Source organism: Microbacterium sp. p3-SID336 (genome assembly GCF_025143365.1).
Lineage (GTDB): Bacteria > Actinomycetota > Actinomycetes > Actinomycetales > Microbacteriaceae > Microbacterium.
In genome coordinates this window covers 1-13,882 of sequence record NZ_JALXPE010000083.1, presented here as the reverse complement: position 1 = coordinate 13,882, position 13,882 = coordinate 1, and the positions used below count along the sequence as shown (strand labels likewise).

Annotated in this window: 19 protein-coding genes; 7 read left to right on the top strand and 12 right to left on the bottom strand. The window is 68.2% G+C overall.

The window, feature by feature from the left end:
• The first annotated feature begins 74 nt into the window (after positions 1–74).
• Positions 75–386: a helix-turn-helix domain-containing protein gene (locus tag M3C17_RS17710; RefSeq protein WP_259979331.1), complete on the top strand. Its 312-nt coding sequence runs from the start codon at positions 75–77 to the stop codon at positions 384–386.
• Between the two features lie 68 nt (positions 387–454).
• Here M3C17_RS17710 and M3C17_RS17705 read toward each other — a convergent pair whose 3' ends face one another.
• The 12 genes from M3C17_RS17705 to M3C17_RS17650 form a co-directional block, all read right to left on the bottom strand.
• Positions 455–697 (bottom strand): hypothetical protein, encoded by a 243-nt coding sequence (locus M3C17_RS17705; protein WP_259979330.1) that lies wholly within the window; start codon positions 695–697, stop codon positions 455–457.
• 20 nt (positions 698–717) lie between these two features.
• Entirely contained in the window at positions 718–1,014 is a 297-nt protein-coding gene (locus tag M3C17_RS17700) for a hypothetical protein (protein WP_259979328.1), read from the bottom strand.
• Complete coding sequence (locus M3C17_RS17695) at positions 1,011–1,508, bottom strand: hypothetical protein (RefSeq protein WP_259979327.1); 498 nt, start codon at positions 1,506–1,508, stop codon at positions 1,011–1,013. The genes M3C17_RS17700 and M3C17_RS17695 overlap by 4 nt, the downstream gene beginning before the upstream one ends.
• A 34-nt stretch (positions 1,509–1,542) precedes the next feature.
• On the bottom strand, positions 1,543–2,058 hold the full coding sequence (locus M3C17_RS17690; protein ID WP_259979326.1) for a hypothetical protein: 516 nt from the start codon (positions 2,056–2,058) through the stop codon (positions 1,543–1,545).
• Positions 2,043–2,444, bottom strand: a complete 402-nt coding sequence (locus M3C17_RS17685; RefSeq protein WP_259979324.1) for a hypothetical protein — start codon at positions 2,442–2,444, stop codon at positions 2,043–2,045. Before M3C17_RS17685 ends, M3C17_RS17690 begins: the two co-directional genes overlap by 16 nt.
• Positions 2,445–2,566: 122 nt before the next feature.
• Positions 2,567–3,046, bottom strand: a complete 480-nt coding sequence (locus M3C17_RS17680) for a hypothetical protein (protein WP_259979323.1) — start codon at positions 3,044–3,046, stop codon at positions 2,567–2,569.
• Positions 3,047–3,061: 15 nt separating this feature from the next.
• Positions 3,062–3,835 (bottom strand): hypothetical protein, encoded by a 774-nt coding sequence (locus M3C17_RS17675; RefSeq protein ID WP_259979321.1) that lies wholly within the window; start codon positions 3,833–3,835, stop codon positions 3,062–3,064.
• Positions 3,832–4,089, bottom strand: a complete 258-nt coding sequence (locus M3C17_RS17670) for a hypothetical protein (protein ID WP_259979320.1) — start codon at positions 4,087–4,089, stop codon at positions 3,832–3,834. Before M3C17_RS17670 ends, M3C17_RS17675 begins: the two co-directional genes overlap by 4 nt.
• A 109-nt stretch (positions 4,090–4,198) precedes the next feature.
• A complete protein-coding gene (locus M3C17_RS17665; protein ID WP_259979319.1) occupies positions 4,199–4,621 on the bottom strand; it encodes a hypothetical protein in 423 nt (140 codons plus the stop codon).
• Positions 4,622–4,777: 156 nt separating this feature from the next.
• Positions 4,778–5,035: a hypothetical protein gene (locus tag M3C17_RS17660; protein WP_259979318.1), complete on the bottom strand. Its 258-nt coding sequence runs from the start codon at positions 5,033–5,035 to the stop codon at positions 4,778–4,780.
• 4 nt (positions 5,036–5,039) lie between these two features.
• Positions 5,040–5,282, bottom strand: coding sequence for a hypothetical protein (locus M3C17_RS17655; RefSeq protein WP_259979317.1), 243 nt, complete (start codon positions 5,280–5,282; stop codon positions 5,040–5,042).
• Positions 5,282–5,821 (bottom strand): hypothetical protein, encoded by a 540-nt coding sequence (locus M3C17_RS17650; protein WP_259979316.1) that lies wholly within the window; start codon positions 5,819–5,821, stop codon positions 5,282–5,284. The genes M3C17_RS17655 and M3C17_RS17650 overlap by 1 nt, the downstream gene beginning before the upstream one ends.
• A 342-nt stretch (positions 5,822–6,163) precedes the next feature.
• Between M3C17_RS17650 and M3C17_RS17645 the strand changes: the two genes are divergently transcribed.
• The 6 genes from M3C17_RS17645 (at position 6,164) to M3C17_RS17620 (ending at position 13,875) form a co-directional block, all read left to right on the top strand.
• A complete protein-coding gene (locus M3C17_RS17645) occupies positions 6,164–7,312 on the top strand; it encodes a DUF4185 domain-containing protein (protein ID WP_259979314.1) in 1,149 nt (382 codons plus the stop codon).
• A 154-nt stretch (positions 7,313–7,466) separates the two neighbouring features.
• Positions 7,467–8,789, top strand: a complete 1,323-nt coding sequence (locus M3C17_RS17640) for a sugar ABC transporter substrate-binding protein (protein WP_259979312.1) — start codon at positions 7,467–7,469, stop codon at positions 8,787–8,789.
• Positions 8,782–9,705, top strand: coding sequence for a carbohydrate ABC transporter permease (locus tag M3C17_RS17635; RefSeq protein ID WP_259979311.1), 924 nt, complete (start codon positions 8,782–8,784; stop codon positions 9,703–9,705). The genes M3C17_RS17640 and M3C17_RS17635 overlap by 8 nt, the downstream gene beginning before the upstream one ends.
• Positions 9,702–10,604: a carbohydrate ABC transporter permease gene (locus M3C17_RS17630; RefSeq protein WP_259979310.1), complete on the top strand. Its 903-nt coding sequence runs from the start codon at positions 9,702–9,704 to the stop codon at positions 10,602–10,604. Before M3C17_RS17635 ends, M3C17_RS17630 begins: the two co-directional genes overlap by 4 nt.
• A complete protein-coding gene (locus tag M3C17_RS17625) occupies positions 10,601–11,395 on the top strand; it encodes a hypothetical protein (RefSeq protein ID WP_259979309.1) in 795 nt (264 codons plus the stop codon). Before M3C17_RS17630 ends, M3C17_RS17625 begins: the two co-directional genes overlap by 4 nt.
• Positions 11,392–13,875, top strand: coding sequence for a non-lysosomal glucosylceramidase (locus tag M3C17_RS17620; protein ID WP_259979308.1), 2,484 nt, complete (start codon positions 11,392–11,394; stop codon positions 13,873–13,875). The genes M3C17_RS17625 and M3C17_RS17620 overlap by 4 nt, the downstream gene beginning before the upstream one ends.
• Positions 13,876–13,882 lie beyond the last annotated feature (7 nt).

Here is a 13,882-nt window from a genome sequence, read left to right as displayed (position 1 = left end):
CCCCCCCCCCCCACGGTCGTGTCAGATGTGTCAAAATGGTCAGATAGCGTTGCGAACTGACCAAGGAGGCCATCGTGAGCACCTTGATGAAGATCGAGAAGAAGCCCACCGGGGCGGAGTGGCGCGAAGAACTCCTCACGAAGATCACCGCGGAGCTCGACGCGGGCAGAATCGTCACGATCGACGTGCAGACGCCGGTCATGACCCCACAGCAGGTCGCCCGCGAGCTGGGGCTCTCCCGCACGACCGTGCTGCGCAGGATCGAATCGGGAGAGCTCCGAGCGTCAAAGCGCGGAAACCGCAATGTCATCGCGGTCGCAGACTTCGAAAGGTTCCGGGCCGCCTACCTCGGCGATCTCGGCACCGCGCTCGCCGACGACTTTTGAGCGCCGTGGCGGGAGCCAGCCCAATGGGCGCCCGGCCCCGGCTCCGGTGCGGAGTCGCGCAGCATGACTCATAAGCCCGCCCGGCTGTGCCCGACGGCGGTCACGATGATCTGCACGATGCCGAACACGATGGATCCGGCGGCGCCGACGATGACCCCCTTCTCTCCGCGATGCTCGAACGTGTCGGCCACGGGCTGACCGTAGAACCGTCGGAACCACCGCAGGGCGAAACGCAAGAACGCGTGCCTGGCGAGAAGAAGTGCGGCTCCGACCGTCACGATCACGAGCCCGATAGCAACGCCGAGGATCATTCGACGGTGAGTCCTTTCACCTAGATCGCCGTGAGAAGCAAATGGATCTTGTGCGGACGAAGCACGCCCATCTGCGAAAGGGTAACGAACCTCGCGCTGCGGACCTCGGAACCGAGGAAGGGGCGAAGGAGGCCTCGAGCGATGACGAGATTGACGTTCATCTCGTACCAGCAGATCGATTGCCGGAGTGTGGCTCCCTGAAGCCACGAGTGGACGCACAGCCAGGAGAGGGCGGCGACCGGGACGAGGACCCACAGGAGTAACCCGCGAATCGAGAGGAAGAGGAACCACCCGAGCGTGCGCGTGAACTTCTTCATGAGCCTCCGCTCTGCCCGGGGTAGTCGGTCGGAGAACGGCGAGAGCTGGGTGCCACTCGGGAGACCAGGTCGCGATAGCGGCGGTTGGCGAGGAGGCCCGGATGCCGTCCCTCCACGTCCGCGCGCAGTCGATCCAGCATCTGATCCGATGCCTCGACCAGCTCCCGTGCTGAGACGAAAGCCGGCTGTTCGCTGTAGTCGGCGACGATTTCAATCCGTCTGCCACGCGGGGTGAAGCGAAGGCACTGGTCGGATCCGGGGATCTCCAGTGTCTGCGGTTCACCGCCCTGGATCCTGTGGGCTGCGTGGGTCATCTGGAGAGCAAAGCCGAGTGTCGGCACCCAGCCCCACAGCATACTGAGGTCTGCGTCGTCCGTCGTGAGCACGATGTCACCGAGGAAACACCAGTAGCCCAGCGAGACGCCGTCGATCCGGGCCCACGCCACGTCGTCTCCGCTCGCGTCCCGACGTATCCGGTAGTCGAGGGTCATCATGGTTCCCTTCCTTTCGCGTCGGCGAGGCAGTCGGTCATGCGATGGTCGAGAAGAGAAGGAGCACGCCGCCCACGAAGACCACCACGCCGACCAGGAGAAGGCCACTCCTGCCGTAGAGCAGGCGGCGGTCGAGACGCGGAAGCCCCGACAGGCCGCGATCGGTCTGCCATGTCCCTCGATGTGCCCAGCATCGACTCAAGAAGATTGCACCAGTGATGCTCATGGCGAGACCTACGACGACCGCGCCAGCCGTCAGTACCTCACCCCACGGCGACATCATCTCCAAAAGACGCACGAGAGATGCCTCATCTCGGCCATCGCCCAGCCGTTGAGGTAGAGAGAAGGCGAGAAGGAAGCAACCGATCGCGACGAGGAACTGAATCAGGCTCACGCCCAGGCCGACCCCGGATGCGGGCAGCGCGAGCCGGCCCGTCATCCCCGCAGCTTTCACATTCCGCCCCACGCGTCCACGATGAATTGCGACGACGGTTGCCGAGGTCACCAGAAGCGCACCCATTGCCAGGAAGGCAACTGTCAGGAGGGTGGACAATCGTCCGGCCTGATCGTTCGATCGATGGTGAACACCGGCGCCGAGGATTCCGTCCTCGCGATGTGAATCTCGCCCGGAATCACTCCCCGCAATATGACGGAGTCCGAACGCTGCGTCACGCTGTCCAGCACGATCGTGCCGAGCCTCTCCGGATCGTGGACGTGAAAGTCGGCAGCGCCGGTGATCGTCACGGTGAAGGGAACTCGCTCCCAGGGGTCCTTTCTCAGCCAGGCGACTCTGCGGTGGGCGGCGTCCCTCGCTTCGTAAAGAAGCCGTCCGCCCTGGAGGTCCACCCATCCATCCACCTCGAACACACTGACGCTGAGGCGCGATGTACGAAGGTCGAGGACGGGGTCGTCGACGTCGTCGAGGGTGATTGTCTCCACGACCCCCATCATTCCCGACCGTGAGGTCGGTCAACCAGTGGCAACGGGCTGCGGTCTCCGGGAAGGAGATGCACGCATTCCTTCCCGCGCCCGGGTGTTCGTCTGCCGGCACACCGCTGAGGTCAATGGATACTGAGGCCCAGCGCCGCGCGCATCGTCCTCGCGAGCCGGAGGACGCCGTTCCGCCTGCCGATGGTTGAGGGCAGCCAGACGCGCCGACCGCTCGTCAGCTCGACCTCGATCATCCGGACGGAACCGACGACAGGCAGCCATCCGACGGAGGCACCGCCCATGCCGAAGTAGGGGACCAGCTCCACAGCCGACACCTCGCCGGCCCGGAAGCGCTGCGTACGGAACCAGGAGACCACCTTCACTGCTCCCGGCGAGACCCAGACGCCGAGCCAGGCAGAACGCACGAGCGCCGCGGCGACGAACGCGTAGACGGGCAGACCGATCCACCACATGTTGCTCTCGAGTCCCAGCAGCACGAACAGCCCGGTCGCTGCAGCGCCCCAGAGAAGCGCCCCGATCCGTGCTCCGGTCGATGCACTCCGTGCTTCACCCGCTTCCGCCTGCGCGGACGAGAACGACGCGATCATCATGACGAAGTCTGCCCGTCACTCGATGGGCGAGGGGTCGCCCATCGACCTGGCGAGTCGATGGAGTTCTCTGGAGCGTTCGTCCTCACCGCGCTGCTGCAGCAGCACCGCAAGGTGGTGGGCGCAGTGGGCGTCGCCGGTGGAGATTCCGCGCCAATACGCCGCTTCGGCGGCGTCGGTGCTGTCCGGCGTTTCGCTCAAGAGGTTGCCGAGGAGCAGCGCCGCTCCGTACACCTCGGCCTCGACGGCCCACTCCGCTCGTGTCCGCCCCTCCTCGACCCGTCCCTCACTCAGCAGGAGCCGCGCCAACGGAAGCGCGAACTCCGGAGAGTCCTGGAGACCCGCCGCGAGGAGCCGCTCGATCTCTCGAGGATCGCCGGGTTCCGTACTGAGGACCAGACTCTCCCCGAGCAGACCCTCCAGCCGTGCGTGACCGTCCGGGCGAAGGTCGAGTGCGGCTCGAAGGTGCACCACCGCCTGGTCGTGATCGCCCAGCCAGTTCTCGCCCTCGCCGAGGGCAGCAAGGGCATCCCACGACCCGGCGTCCGCGGCCTCACGGAACATCGACAGTGCCAGACGCTCATCGACATCCCAGACGACCGCCGCCAGATGGAAGAGACCATCCGCGTCGGTGTCGATCCGTTCGGGAAGGTGGTCGACATCGAGGTCCGGAATCAACCGCAGGAGAAGCTCACGATCGACGTCACCGGAAGTGCCCCTGTTGTCGCGAAGGAAAGACAGGAAGCCGCCCTGGCCGAATCCCTGTGCTCCGTACATACGTCTACGTGTCATAGAACGATGTTTCGGATCGCGCCGGCAACTCCGGCTGCCATCATCGCCAGTCCGACTCCAATGATGCCGACCCACACCGTGCCCATCATCCACGGCGTCTGCCGACCCGCCGATGCGCGCGCGTACCGCTCGCCGAGCATCGACTTCTGCGCTGAGAAAACGAACTCGTTGAGACGGGCGCGGCGGATCACCACAAACCCCAACACCGCGACGATCAGATTCGGAACGACCGTATCGACACTGATGTCGGGCATTCTCACCGCTCCTGTCGATGTTGGAGTTTCTTCCGACACTGTGGCATGAAAGTGCTCGGGCACGAAAAGCCAGCAGGTGTGCGATCTGCAGAACTGTGACCAGATGGGCCTACCAGAGCGCGAAGCCCGCGATGGTGAGGACAACCGCCGCGCCATAGGCGACGCTGTACTCGACGATGACGCGTCGTCGCGTGGGCGAAACGTCGCAAGCCACCGGCCCCGAGGGCGAGTCGGTCGACCGATTCGCCGAAGCACTCTCGTCACGGGTTTCGATACGACGACGGCGATCGACGCGGATGCGTCCAGCCACCAGCCGCACCACCGCGATGGCCGCGGCGGCTCCTCCCGCCCCGAGAGCCACGCCGCCGAGGGCACCCGGGCGGCTGGGCGGAATGCAGGACAGCGCGATATCGACAAGGGAATTGCCGCTCTGGAACAGCAGGACGACACCTGGGACAGCGGTCGCCCACAACGGTGTCGCATTCAACAGGCCGCGTCGGAAGCCTCCTTCATTGCTGTAGGCGGCGCGCATAGCGAGAACGAGCCAAGGGCTGACGACGACGGCTGCTATTCCGAAACCAAACGCCACGAGGTAGGCGGTCCCCGCCGTAACGCATTGAGCATCCACTACTGCCTCAGTCCTCCCGTGCAGCGCGGACGGCCACGATTGGCGACGGCTCCTGCGCGGTCACGCCAGCGCTCGAAACAATCCCAGGGTCAACAGGGCGCCGCCGAAGAGCAGGAACCCGGTTGCGATGACGATGATGGCGCGCATCCGGGGCATTCTCCGCGCGACGTCCTGCGCGGAGAGCCGATCCTCGCTCAGGACGGCCGCGTAGCGTGCGCGTACGAACGCCAGCAGGCGCGTTCGTGTAAGAAGCATGATGGCTCCCGCGAGGAGGATGGCGATGCCCGTGGCGATGCACACCACAGTGAACGTCTGCATTCCCTCAGCCCCGCACGAACAAGCCCATGAGAATTGCGATGAGCCCGAATACGATCATCGCGATGCCGCACGCGCCCACCCACGCGGCGCTGCCGCGTTTGGCGACCTCGCGACCGGCCGCGCCGCCCAGGGCGCGATTGGCGTCCGCGGTGATATCGAAGAGCCTTTGACGGTTGCGCACCACGAGGGGGCCGAGAACGAGGAGGACGACCCCCAACCCGAGCACGATGAAGTTATCCGCAGCCATCACGCACCCTTGCCATTGACGAAGAGGGAAACCTCGCCGGGCCGCGGTGTCAGCGGCGTCGTGCGGATGATGTGCGCGGCGGAGTCCCATTGTGGGGACATGCTGCGCACCTCCTGATCCGTATGCGAAGTGAAGTCGGGGATCTCTCCGACCGCCGGCACGTCGAGCGAGTGGAAGACAGCGCTTCGCCCGCCGACCCGGAGATCCGCGGCCGGAGTCAGTGCGAAGTGGAGTTCCAGGTTCGTACCGAGTGGCTGAACCGTGGAGCCCACCACCTTCCACGACATCCTCGGACGGCCGGTTGCGCCGGACCACTCCAGCAGGCTCACGCCTCGCAGAACGAGAAGTCCCGTGTTCGTTTCGTCGAGCTGCAGAGCGGTCCGCAGATCGCACAGGATGCCCAGAGTCGCGGTGATGGCGTCGAAGTGCACGGCATTGACTTGCGCTTCGAGGAACGCATCCACTTCGGAAATGAAGGGGTCTTCGCCCTTCGCGTCTTCTGGAGCGTCGACGAAAAGCAGCTCACTGAGCGTGATCACGGGGAGGCGATCGGTGTGACGGAGCGCGAGTGCGGTGTCACGTCTTCGGGGAAGGGCGCGACCGCCTGCCCGTGTCTGGTCATCGAATGGGTAGCCCTTCGGGTGAGGACGCCGCCACGTCGTCGTCGGCGGCCAGGTTCGGACTGAAGTCACGCGCGGATCCATATCGGCGAATCCGGACGGGGAGATTATGTCATGTCCCTTCGGGGGCTGGCGGGCCTCCGTCGACCGCGAAGCCAGCGACCGTTCACGACGCGATCCATCACGTACACAGGGCCTGGTGCACTGAAATCGATTTCGGTATCGTCGGCTCCCACACGCCGTCGCTGACCGAGGAGTCGCATGTCCGCCGCCCGTGCCCGTCGCCCGATCACACTTGTGGGGGCGGCCGCCTTGGCCGTCACGCTGGCCGCCTGCGCCGGGGGAAGAGGGGTCGAGCTCGACCCCGACTCGGACAAGCCGTTCGTACTGGAGGCGGTGTCCGGCCTCACCGAGATCGCGCAGCTGACCGGGCCGGCGGGCATCAACGACACCGAAGCGGTCGGCGTCGCCGGGACGGATCTCGGCTCGATGACGACCGTCGGCGACCGCACCTGGTTCTTCTTCGGCGACACGTTCGGGGAGCGCGCGCCCGGCACGACGGGCGGGCAGGGCGGGCAGTGGCGGTCGAACGTCGCGGCCTGGAGCACCGACGACGACCCCTCGGACGGCATCTTCTTCGACGGCTGGGTGGCCGACGGCATCGGCTTGGCCGCCCCGCTGATCGAGGGCGACCACGATCCGAACGACGGCTCGGGCGAGGTCACGAAGATCCCCACGGCGGGCTTCGCGATCGGCGATACGATCTACGTCTCCTACATGTCCGTGAGCTTCTGGGGCGAGCCGGGGGCGTGGGATGCGAACCGCTCCGCTCTCGTCGTCTCGCGGGATGACGGGCAGACCTGGACGCCGGTGGACGGCGTCGAGTGGCCGGGAGACTCCGGCTTCGTGCAGTTCGCGGCGGCGCCCGTGACCGAGGCCGGCGAGGACTGGATCTACCTGTGGGCGATCCCGTCCGGCCGCTTCGGCGAGGTGCGGCTGATGCGGGTGCCCGCGACCGAGGAGGCCGTGGAGGATCAGGACTCCTACTCGTACTTCGCGGGCCTCGACGGCGACAGCCCGGTGTGGTCGGACGAGCTCGACGACGCCGAGGTCGTGGTCGAGGGCACGGTCGGGGAGATGTCGGTGATGTGGTCGACCTACCTGGAGCGGTGGATCATGACCTCCTCCGACGCGGGGAACGCGGACATCCGGGAGGGCCTCACCCCGTGGGGGCCGTGGGGCGAGCCGCTCGAACTCGTGCCGGGGAAGGAGTATCCGGGGCTGTACGGGCCGTACCTCGACCCGCGGTATGTGTCGGAGGACGGGCGACGGATCTTCTTCACCCTGTCGCTATGGGACCCGTACAACGTGTTCTGGTTCTCCGCCGACCTCGACCGCGCCGACGGATGAGCACCCGATCCGTGACTATTGCGCATGAAATCGATTTCGCCTACTGTGGCGCATACCCGATCAGAGTGGATCGCCGCGAGCTGGTCGGCACCCTCTCCGGCAGCAGCCGGGGCACAGCATGACTCGAAGACGAGTGACGTCCTGAGGAGGACCAATGCGCAAGACACGCAGTCGCATGTGGAAGGTCGCAGCATCCGTGGTGGTGGCGGGCATCGCCCTCAGCGGGTGCTCCGGGGGCGGCGGCGGAGGGGGAGGAGCCGGCGCGGAGGGCGAGCCCGACAGCGGCGAGCTGAACTTCGTCTACATGGGCGACGCCGACCAGCAGAAGGCGTTCAACGCGCTGTTCGCCGAGTTCAACAAGCAGTACCCGGACATCAAGCTCAAGGCCGTCGGCATCCCCAGCGGCAACTGGGCCACGTTCTCCACCACGGTCGCGACCCGTCTCGCCGGCGGGCAGAAGATCGACATCATCCAGGTCGCCACGGAAGGGCAGCGGCTGTTCGCCTCCAAGGGCATCCTCGCCGACCTCGCGCCCTACATCGAGCAGGACCAGGATGTGGTCGACGACTACTGGGACGACATCAGCCCCAACCTGCAGAAGTTCAACGAGGAGTTCGCGGCCGGCCCGGACGGGGAGACCGTGTTCATTCCCGGCGGCTTCAACACCATGGCCATGTACCTCAACAAGGACGTGTTCGCCCAGGCCGGAGTGGCCATCCCCGAAGACGGTAACTGGACGTGGGACGAGTTCGTCGCCGCGGGCAAGACCATCAAGGAGAAGACCGGGGCCTACCTGGTCGGCGCGGGCTCCGGCTACTTCGTCGACGTGATGCCGTGGCTCACCACCAACGGCGGCAGCACGTTCAACGCCGACTGGAGCGAGCCGACGTACAACTCCCCGGAGGCGGTGGAGGCGGCCGAGTTCGCCCGCAGCCTCGTCGAGATGGGCCTCGCCCCCAAGCCGGGCGGCCAGTTCGACGGCAACACCGCGTTCAAGCAGGGGAAGCTCGCGATCCTCAGCGGCGGACGCTGGCCCGTGCTCGGCGTGCGCGAGCTCGACATGGTCGACAAGACCGTGGTCGTGAACTGGCCCACCAAGACCGAGAACGGCTCGCCCGTGGGCTGGGACGCCTGGAACATCGCCAAGAACAGCGAGAACAAGCAGGCGGCGTGGACCTTCATCAAGTTCCTCATGTCGAAGGAGGCCGGCAGCTACTTCGCCGAGATCGGCGGCACCATCGTCCCCGCGCGGGAGTCGGTCGCCAACTCGCCCGCCTTCACCGACAACGCCCCGGAAGGCACCATCCGCCTGAGCGAGGCGATGGACTTCGCCACCCCGATCCCCTCGATCGACCAGGGCGCCGAGGCGCAGAAGGTCATCGAGGAGGCGTGGGGCACGATCATCGCCGGGCAGGGGGAGGCGCAGAAGACCCTCGACGCGGCACAGGCCGAGCTGGAGCAGCTGGTCGGTGAGTAGCATCGCCGCCCCCACGGTGCGGCGTCCGGGAGCAGAGCTCCTGCGGCGCCGCACCGCGACCGCGGGCTGGATGTTCGTCAGCCCCGCGCTGCTGCTGTTCCTCGTCTTCGTGGCCGGGCCGTTCGTCTTCGCGATCGTGCTCGCGTTCCTGAAGTGGGACATGCTGACCACCCCGGAGTTCGTCGGCGGCGACAACTTCGTGCGGCTGTTCTCCGACCCGATCCTGCCGCAGGTGCTGCTGAACACCTTCGTGTTCGCGTTCGCCTCGATCGTCACGCACCTCGTGTTCGGGCTGCTGCTCGCCCTCGCCGTGAACCGGGTCGCCAGCCGCGTGCTCGGCTACTTCGCGCGGGTCGCGATCTTCTTCCCGTTCCTGATCTCCTGGGCCGCGGTGGCGCTGCTCTGGAAGTACGTGCTCGACCCGACGTTCGGCTACGTGGCGCAGTACGCGGCGACCTTCGGCATCGAGCTGCCCAACTTCTTCGCCGACCCCGCGTGGGCCATGCCCGCCATCATCTTCATCGACCTGTGGCACACGGTCGGCTTCACGTTCATCATCATGCTCGCCGGGCTCCAGACCGTGCCGACCGAGCTGGTGGAGGCCGCCCGCACCGACGGCGCGACCTCGTGGCAGATCTTCTGGAACGTGACGCTGCCGCTGATGTCGCCCACCATGTTCTTCGCCACGATCATCACGTTCATCGGCGCGTTCCAGATCTTCGACCCGATCCAGATCATCACCAAGGGCGGACCGCAGAACTCCACGACGACGATCATCATGTACCTCTACGAGAAGGGCTTCCAGGCCTTCGACATGGGGTACGCGGCCGCCGTCGCGCTGCTGGTGTTCGTCATCATCATGGGCGTCACCGTGCTGCAGTTCCTCGGCCGCCGGAAGTGGGTGCACGAATCATGACCGTCCTTCCCCCCACCGTGGAGCCGCGGACCGACGTGCTCACCCGCGTCGAACGGCAGCGTCGCCGCCGCCGTCACCGACCGAGCGTCGGCGGCATCATCGTCGACGTCGTGCTGGTCGTGTTCGGCATCCTGATGCTGTCGCCGCTCGTATGGCTCATCGTGCAGAGCTTCACGGAGCCGGAGTTCGCCTTCGCCGACCCGCCGCGCTGGCTGCCGGTCCCGTTCACGACGCAGAACTTCGCCGACGTGTTCGAGTACATGCCGTTCTTCCAGCAGTTCGGCAACTCGCTCGCCCTCGCCCTCATCTCCACCGTCGGGGCGCTGTTCTTCTCGGTGCTGGCCGCCTACGCCTTCGCGCGCATCGACTTCCGCGGCAGTCGCGTGCTCCTGGTCGTCATGCTCTCGGCGCTCATGGTGCCGGGGCAGCTGGTCATCATCCCGATCTTCATCATGATGCGCCAGCTCGGACTCGTCGACACGCTCGCGTCGCTGTGGCTGCCCGCGCTCATCAACGTGTTCCAGATCTTCTTCCTCGCGCAGTACTTCAAGACCATCCCGCGCGAGCTCGACGAGGCCGCGCGCCTGGACGGCGCCGGGCACCTGTGGATCCTGTTCCGCATGCTCATCCCGCTCTCGGCCCCGGCCGTCGCCGCCCTTGCGATCCTCGGGTTCGAGGCCTCGTGGAACGGATACTTCGGGCCGCTGATCTTCCTGTCCAGCCCGGAGAACATGACCCTGCCGCTCGGACTCGTCACGCTGCAGAACGGCTTCGGGGCCGCCCCCGCCGTGATCGTGTTCGCGGCGATCACCATGGTCGTGGTGCCGCTGCTCGTGGTGTTCCTGGCGTTCCAGCGGCAGATCGTGGAGAGCGTCGCGTCGACAGGGCTCAAGGGATGAGCGCCGTGGACGCGGGTGCCGGTGCGGCGGGATCGGGGGCTCTGGCACCCACAGGTCCCGAGGGCGCTGCCGCTGCGACGGCGGCCGCGCGTGCCGCCGGCTCCGGTCCCGCTGCGGTCGACCCGGTGCTGCGGCGCCTTCCGGCCGCGGCGTGGCGGGCCCTCGCGCCCCTCGGGGTGACCGGGGCTGCGGGGCTCGCGGCGTGGGCGTTCGGTGCGGCGCTGCTCGGACCGGGCTCACCCGCGGTGCCGGTGCTCGTGGTCGCCGCGTGCGCGACTCCGGCCGCCTGGGCCCTCGGCGCGCTGCACGAGGGGCTCTTCGACCGCCCGCGCGTGCGCCTGCGCCGCCGCGTGCTCGCCGTGACCCTGGGCGCCGGTGCCCCCGCGCTGCTGCTGGCGTGGGCGCAACTCGTCGGCGCGGTCGCCACGGCGGCGGAGGTGCCGCTGTTCCCCGTGCTCGCGCTCGCCGCGGGGCTCGCGGCGGTGGTGCTCTCGGTCGTGGCGGTGGTCGCGGTGCCCGTCGCCGCCGCCCGCGACGACGTGAGCCTGCGCACCGTCGCGGTCGTGTGCGCCGTCGCGGCGCTGCGTCGTCCGCTCGGGCCCGTGGGCGCGCTCGCCGCCGCGGCGGCTGTCGCGTGGCTCGGGCTCACGTGGTTCGGCGGGCTGCTGCTGCTCGCGGCACCCGTGCTCATCGTCCTGTCCGTCGCCGCGGCATGGCCGGTCGCCGCGGCAGCTGGAGTGGCACTGCCGCCGCTCATCCCCGGCCGCCGACCCGCACGAGGAGAATCATGACCGATCAGCCCCCGTTCCGTCCGCACACCGAGGCCCCCGCGCTCGCGATGCCGGTGGGCGGCATCGGTACCGGCGGTTTCGCGGTGAACGCCGACGGCTCGCTGCGGCAGTGGCAGCTCCAGGGCATGCCGAACCACCTCGGCGCCCTCCCCGGCACAGGGTTCTGGATGCGGGTCACTCAGGTCGAGCCGCCGCTCAACGTCATCTCGATGGTGCAGGGCGCCCCGGTGCCCGACCCGCAGGCCTCGCTCACGACCGACGCGCACGTGCCGGAGTGGATGGTCGCGGCGGCCGAGGCGTTCGGCACGTTCGAGAGCGCGGCGTTCCGCGGCACCTATCCGGTTGCGGAGGTCGAGCTGACCGATCCGCGGCATCCGGTCGAGGTGCGGATGCGCGTGCTCAACCCGATGGCGCCCCGCGATGTCGAGTTCAGCTCGATCCCGACCGGGATGTTCGAGTTCACGCTCACGAACACCGGGCCGATCGCGGTGCACGGCACGCTCGCGGGGTCGCTGCTCAACGCGATCGGGTGGGACGGCATCACCCCCATCGCCGAGAGCACCCCGGGGCTGGGCGGCAACGTCAACCGGCTGCGCCGCGGCAAGGGCTGGTCGCGCGTGGTCATGGACAACCCCTCGCTCGACGAGAGCGACCCGTTCGCGGGGCAGCTCGTGCTCGCGGCCGACGACGAGACCGCCGCCGTGCTCACCCGGTGCAGCGGGCTGGAGCACCTCGACGCGTTCCTCCGCTCGCGCGCGGGCAACGACGGCCGGTCGCGCCTCGCACTCGCGCCGACCGTCGGCGACCCGCAGCTCAACGCCCCGCGATCCGGTGTCGGCGCCAGCCCGCAGGGTCGGTCCTGGCTCGGCGTGGTCGGAGTGCCCTTCGCGCTGCAGCCCGGGACCTCCCGCACGATCCGCTTCTCGATCTCCTGGCACCTGCCGAACCGGTTCGTCGACGTCGAGCAGTTCGGACAGCCGCACCCCGAGTGGGGGTCGTCCCGGTTCTATCTCGGCAACGCCTACGGTCTGCGATACCTCGACGCGCTCGACGTGCAGGCCACGGTCGAACGGCGCTGGGACGACCTGACCGAGCGCACGCTGCGGTGGACGTCCACCCTCACCGGGTCGAGCCTCGACACGCGAGAGGTCGAGCACCTGGCGGCGCAGGCCGCGTACGTGCGGAGCCCCATGTGCTTCATCGGGGCGGACGGCCGGTTCTACGGCTACGAGGGCTCGCTCGGCGACTCGACCTGGATGTGGTCGGGCGTCTTCGGCGGCTCCTGCCCGCTCAACTGCACGCATGTCTGGCAGTACGAGGCGGCGCTGGCCGGGCTCTGGCCGAGCCTGGAGCGCGACATGCGCGACACCGAGTTCGACGTGATGCAGGCGGCGAACGGCGCCATCCCGCACCGGCTGCGCGTGCCGACGTACCTGCCGCAGATGACCGACGAGATCATCGGCGGCCCTGAGGAACCGGCGCTCGACGGGATGCTGGCGACGATCCTGAAGTCGCTGCGGGACGTGCAGCGCGGCGCAGGGCGGGAGTGGCTGGAGCGACGGTGGCCGCAGCTCCGTCGGCTCTACGGGCACATCCGCGAGAAGTGGGATGCGGACGGCGACGGCGTGCTCCGCGGCATCCAGCCCAGCACGCACGACATCGATCTGGCGGGCGCGAACACCTTCATGGGCACGCTCTGGCTCGCGGCGCTGCGCGCGTACGAGGAGCTCGCGCTGCTCGTCGGAGACGCGGAGGCGGCGACCGAGGCGCGCGAGCGGTTCCGCCGCGGCTCCACCGGCTACGACGAGCAGCTGTTCGACGGCACGCACTACATCCAGGTGCTCGACGACGGCGACCCCGAGGACTTCCAGTGGCGCACCGGCGTGCTGTCGGACCAGGTGATCGGGCAGTGGTGGGCGCATCAGCTCGGGCTCGGGGAGATCCTGCCGCGGGAGCATGTGCGCAGCGCGCTGCGGCACGTGGTGGCCTCGAACCTGCGGCACGGGTTCGCCGACTTCACGCACCCCTACCGCGTGTACGCCGACACCGCGGAGGACGTGGGGCTGCTCATGTGCACGTGGCCGGAGGGCGGGCGGCCCGCGGTGCCGACGCGCTATGCGGACGAGGTGTGGACGGGCATCGAGTGGCAGGTCGCGGCGCACTGTCTCTTCGAGGGACTGGAGGACGAGGGCCGCGCGGTGCTGGACGGCCTCTGGAACCGGCACGACGGTCGCCGCCGCAACCCGTACAACGAGATCGAGTGCGGCGACCACTACGCCAGGGCCATGGCCGGGTGGACGCTGCTGCAGGCGCGCTCGGGCGTGCGCGTCGACGAGTCCACGGGCGAGCTGCATGTGGGTGCAGCGGGGCGCTGGCCGTGGGTGAGCACGGCCGGCTACGGCACGGTGACGGTCGGCGAGCAGGTGGAGATCGACGTGGTGGAGGGCGACTGCTCGTTCACCGTGGTGCGCGCGAGCTGAGCACGGC

What these genes read in the sequence shown, in the direction of transcription:
- M3C17_RS17645 (WP_259979314.1), top strand. Translation starts at nt 6,164, where the DNA reads ATGTCCGCCGCCCGTGCCCGTCGCCCGATCACACTTGTGGGGGCGGCC.
- M3C17_RS17695 (WP_259979327.1), bottom strand. Translation starts at nt 1,508, where the DNA reads ATGATGACCCTCGACTACCGGATACGTCGGGACGCGAGCGGAGACGAC.
- M3C17_RS17655 (WP_259979317.1), bottom strand. Translation starts at nt 5,282, where the DNA reads ATGGCTGCGGATAACTTCATCGTGCTCGGGTTGGGGGTCGTCCTCCTC.
- M3C17_RS17680 (WP_259979323.1), bottom strand. Translation starts at nt 3,046, where the DNA reads ATGATGATCGCGTCGTTCTCGTCCGCGCAGGCGGAAGCGGGTGAAGCA.
- M3C17_RS17705 (WP_259979330.1), bottom strand. Translation starts at nt 697, where the DNA reads ATGATCCTCGGCGTTGCTATCGGGCTCGTGATCGTGACGGTCGGAGCC.
- M3C17_RS17630 (WP_259979310.1), top strand. Translation starts at nt 9,702, where the DNA reads ATGACCGTCCTTCCCCCCACCGTGGAGCCGCGGACCGACGTGCTCACC.
- M3C17_RS17620 (WP_259979308.1), top strand. Translation starts at nt 11,392, where the DNA reads ATGACCGATCAGCCCCCGTTCCGTCCGCACACCGAGGCCCCCGCGCTC.
- M3C17_RS17625 (WP_259979309.1), top strand. Translation starts at nt 10,601, where the DNA reads ATGAGCGCCGTGGACGCGGGTGCCGGTGCGGCGGGATCGGGGGCTCTG.
- M3C17_RS17675 (WP_259979321.1), bottom strand. Translation starts at nt 3,835, where the DNA reads ATGACACGTAGACGTATGTACGGAGCACAGGGATTCGGCCAGGGCGGC.
- M3C17_RS17665 (WP_259979319.1), bottom strand. Translation starts at nt 4,621, where the DNA reads ATGCGCGCCGCCTACAGCAATGAAGGAGGCTTCCGACGCGGCCTGTTG.
- M3C17_RS17700 (WP_259979328.1), bottom strand. Translation starts at nt 1,014, where the DNA reads ATGAAGAAGTTCACGCGCACGCTCGGGTGGTTCCTCTTCCTCTCGATT.
- M3C17_RS17670 (WP_259979320.1), bottom strand. Translation starts at nt 4,089, where the DNA reads ATGCCCGACATCAGTGTCGATACGGTCGTTCCGAATCTGATCGTCGCG.
- M3C17_RS17640 (WP_259979312.1), top strand. Translation starts at nt 7,467, where the DNA reads ATGCGCAAGACACGCAGTCGCATGTGGAAGGTCGCAGCATCCGTGGTG.
- M3C17_RS17660 (WP_259979318.1), bottom strand. Translation starts at nt 5,035, where the DNA reads ATGCAGACGTTCACTGTGGTGTGCATCGCCACGGGCATCGCCATCCTC.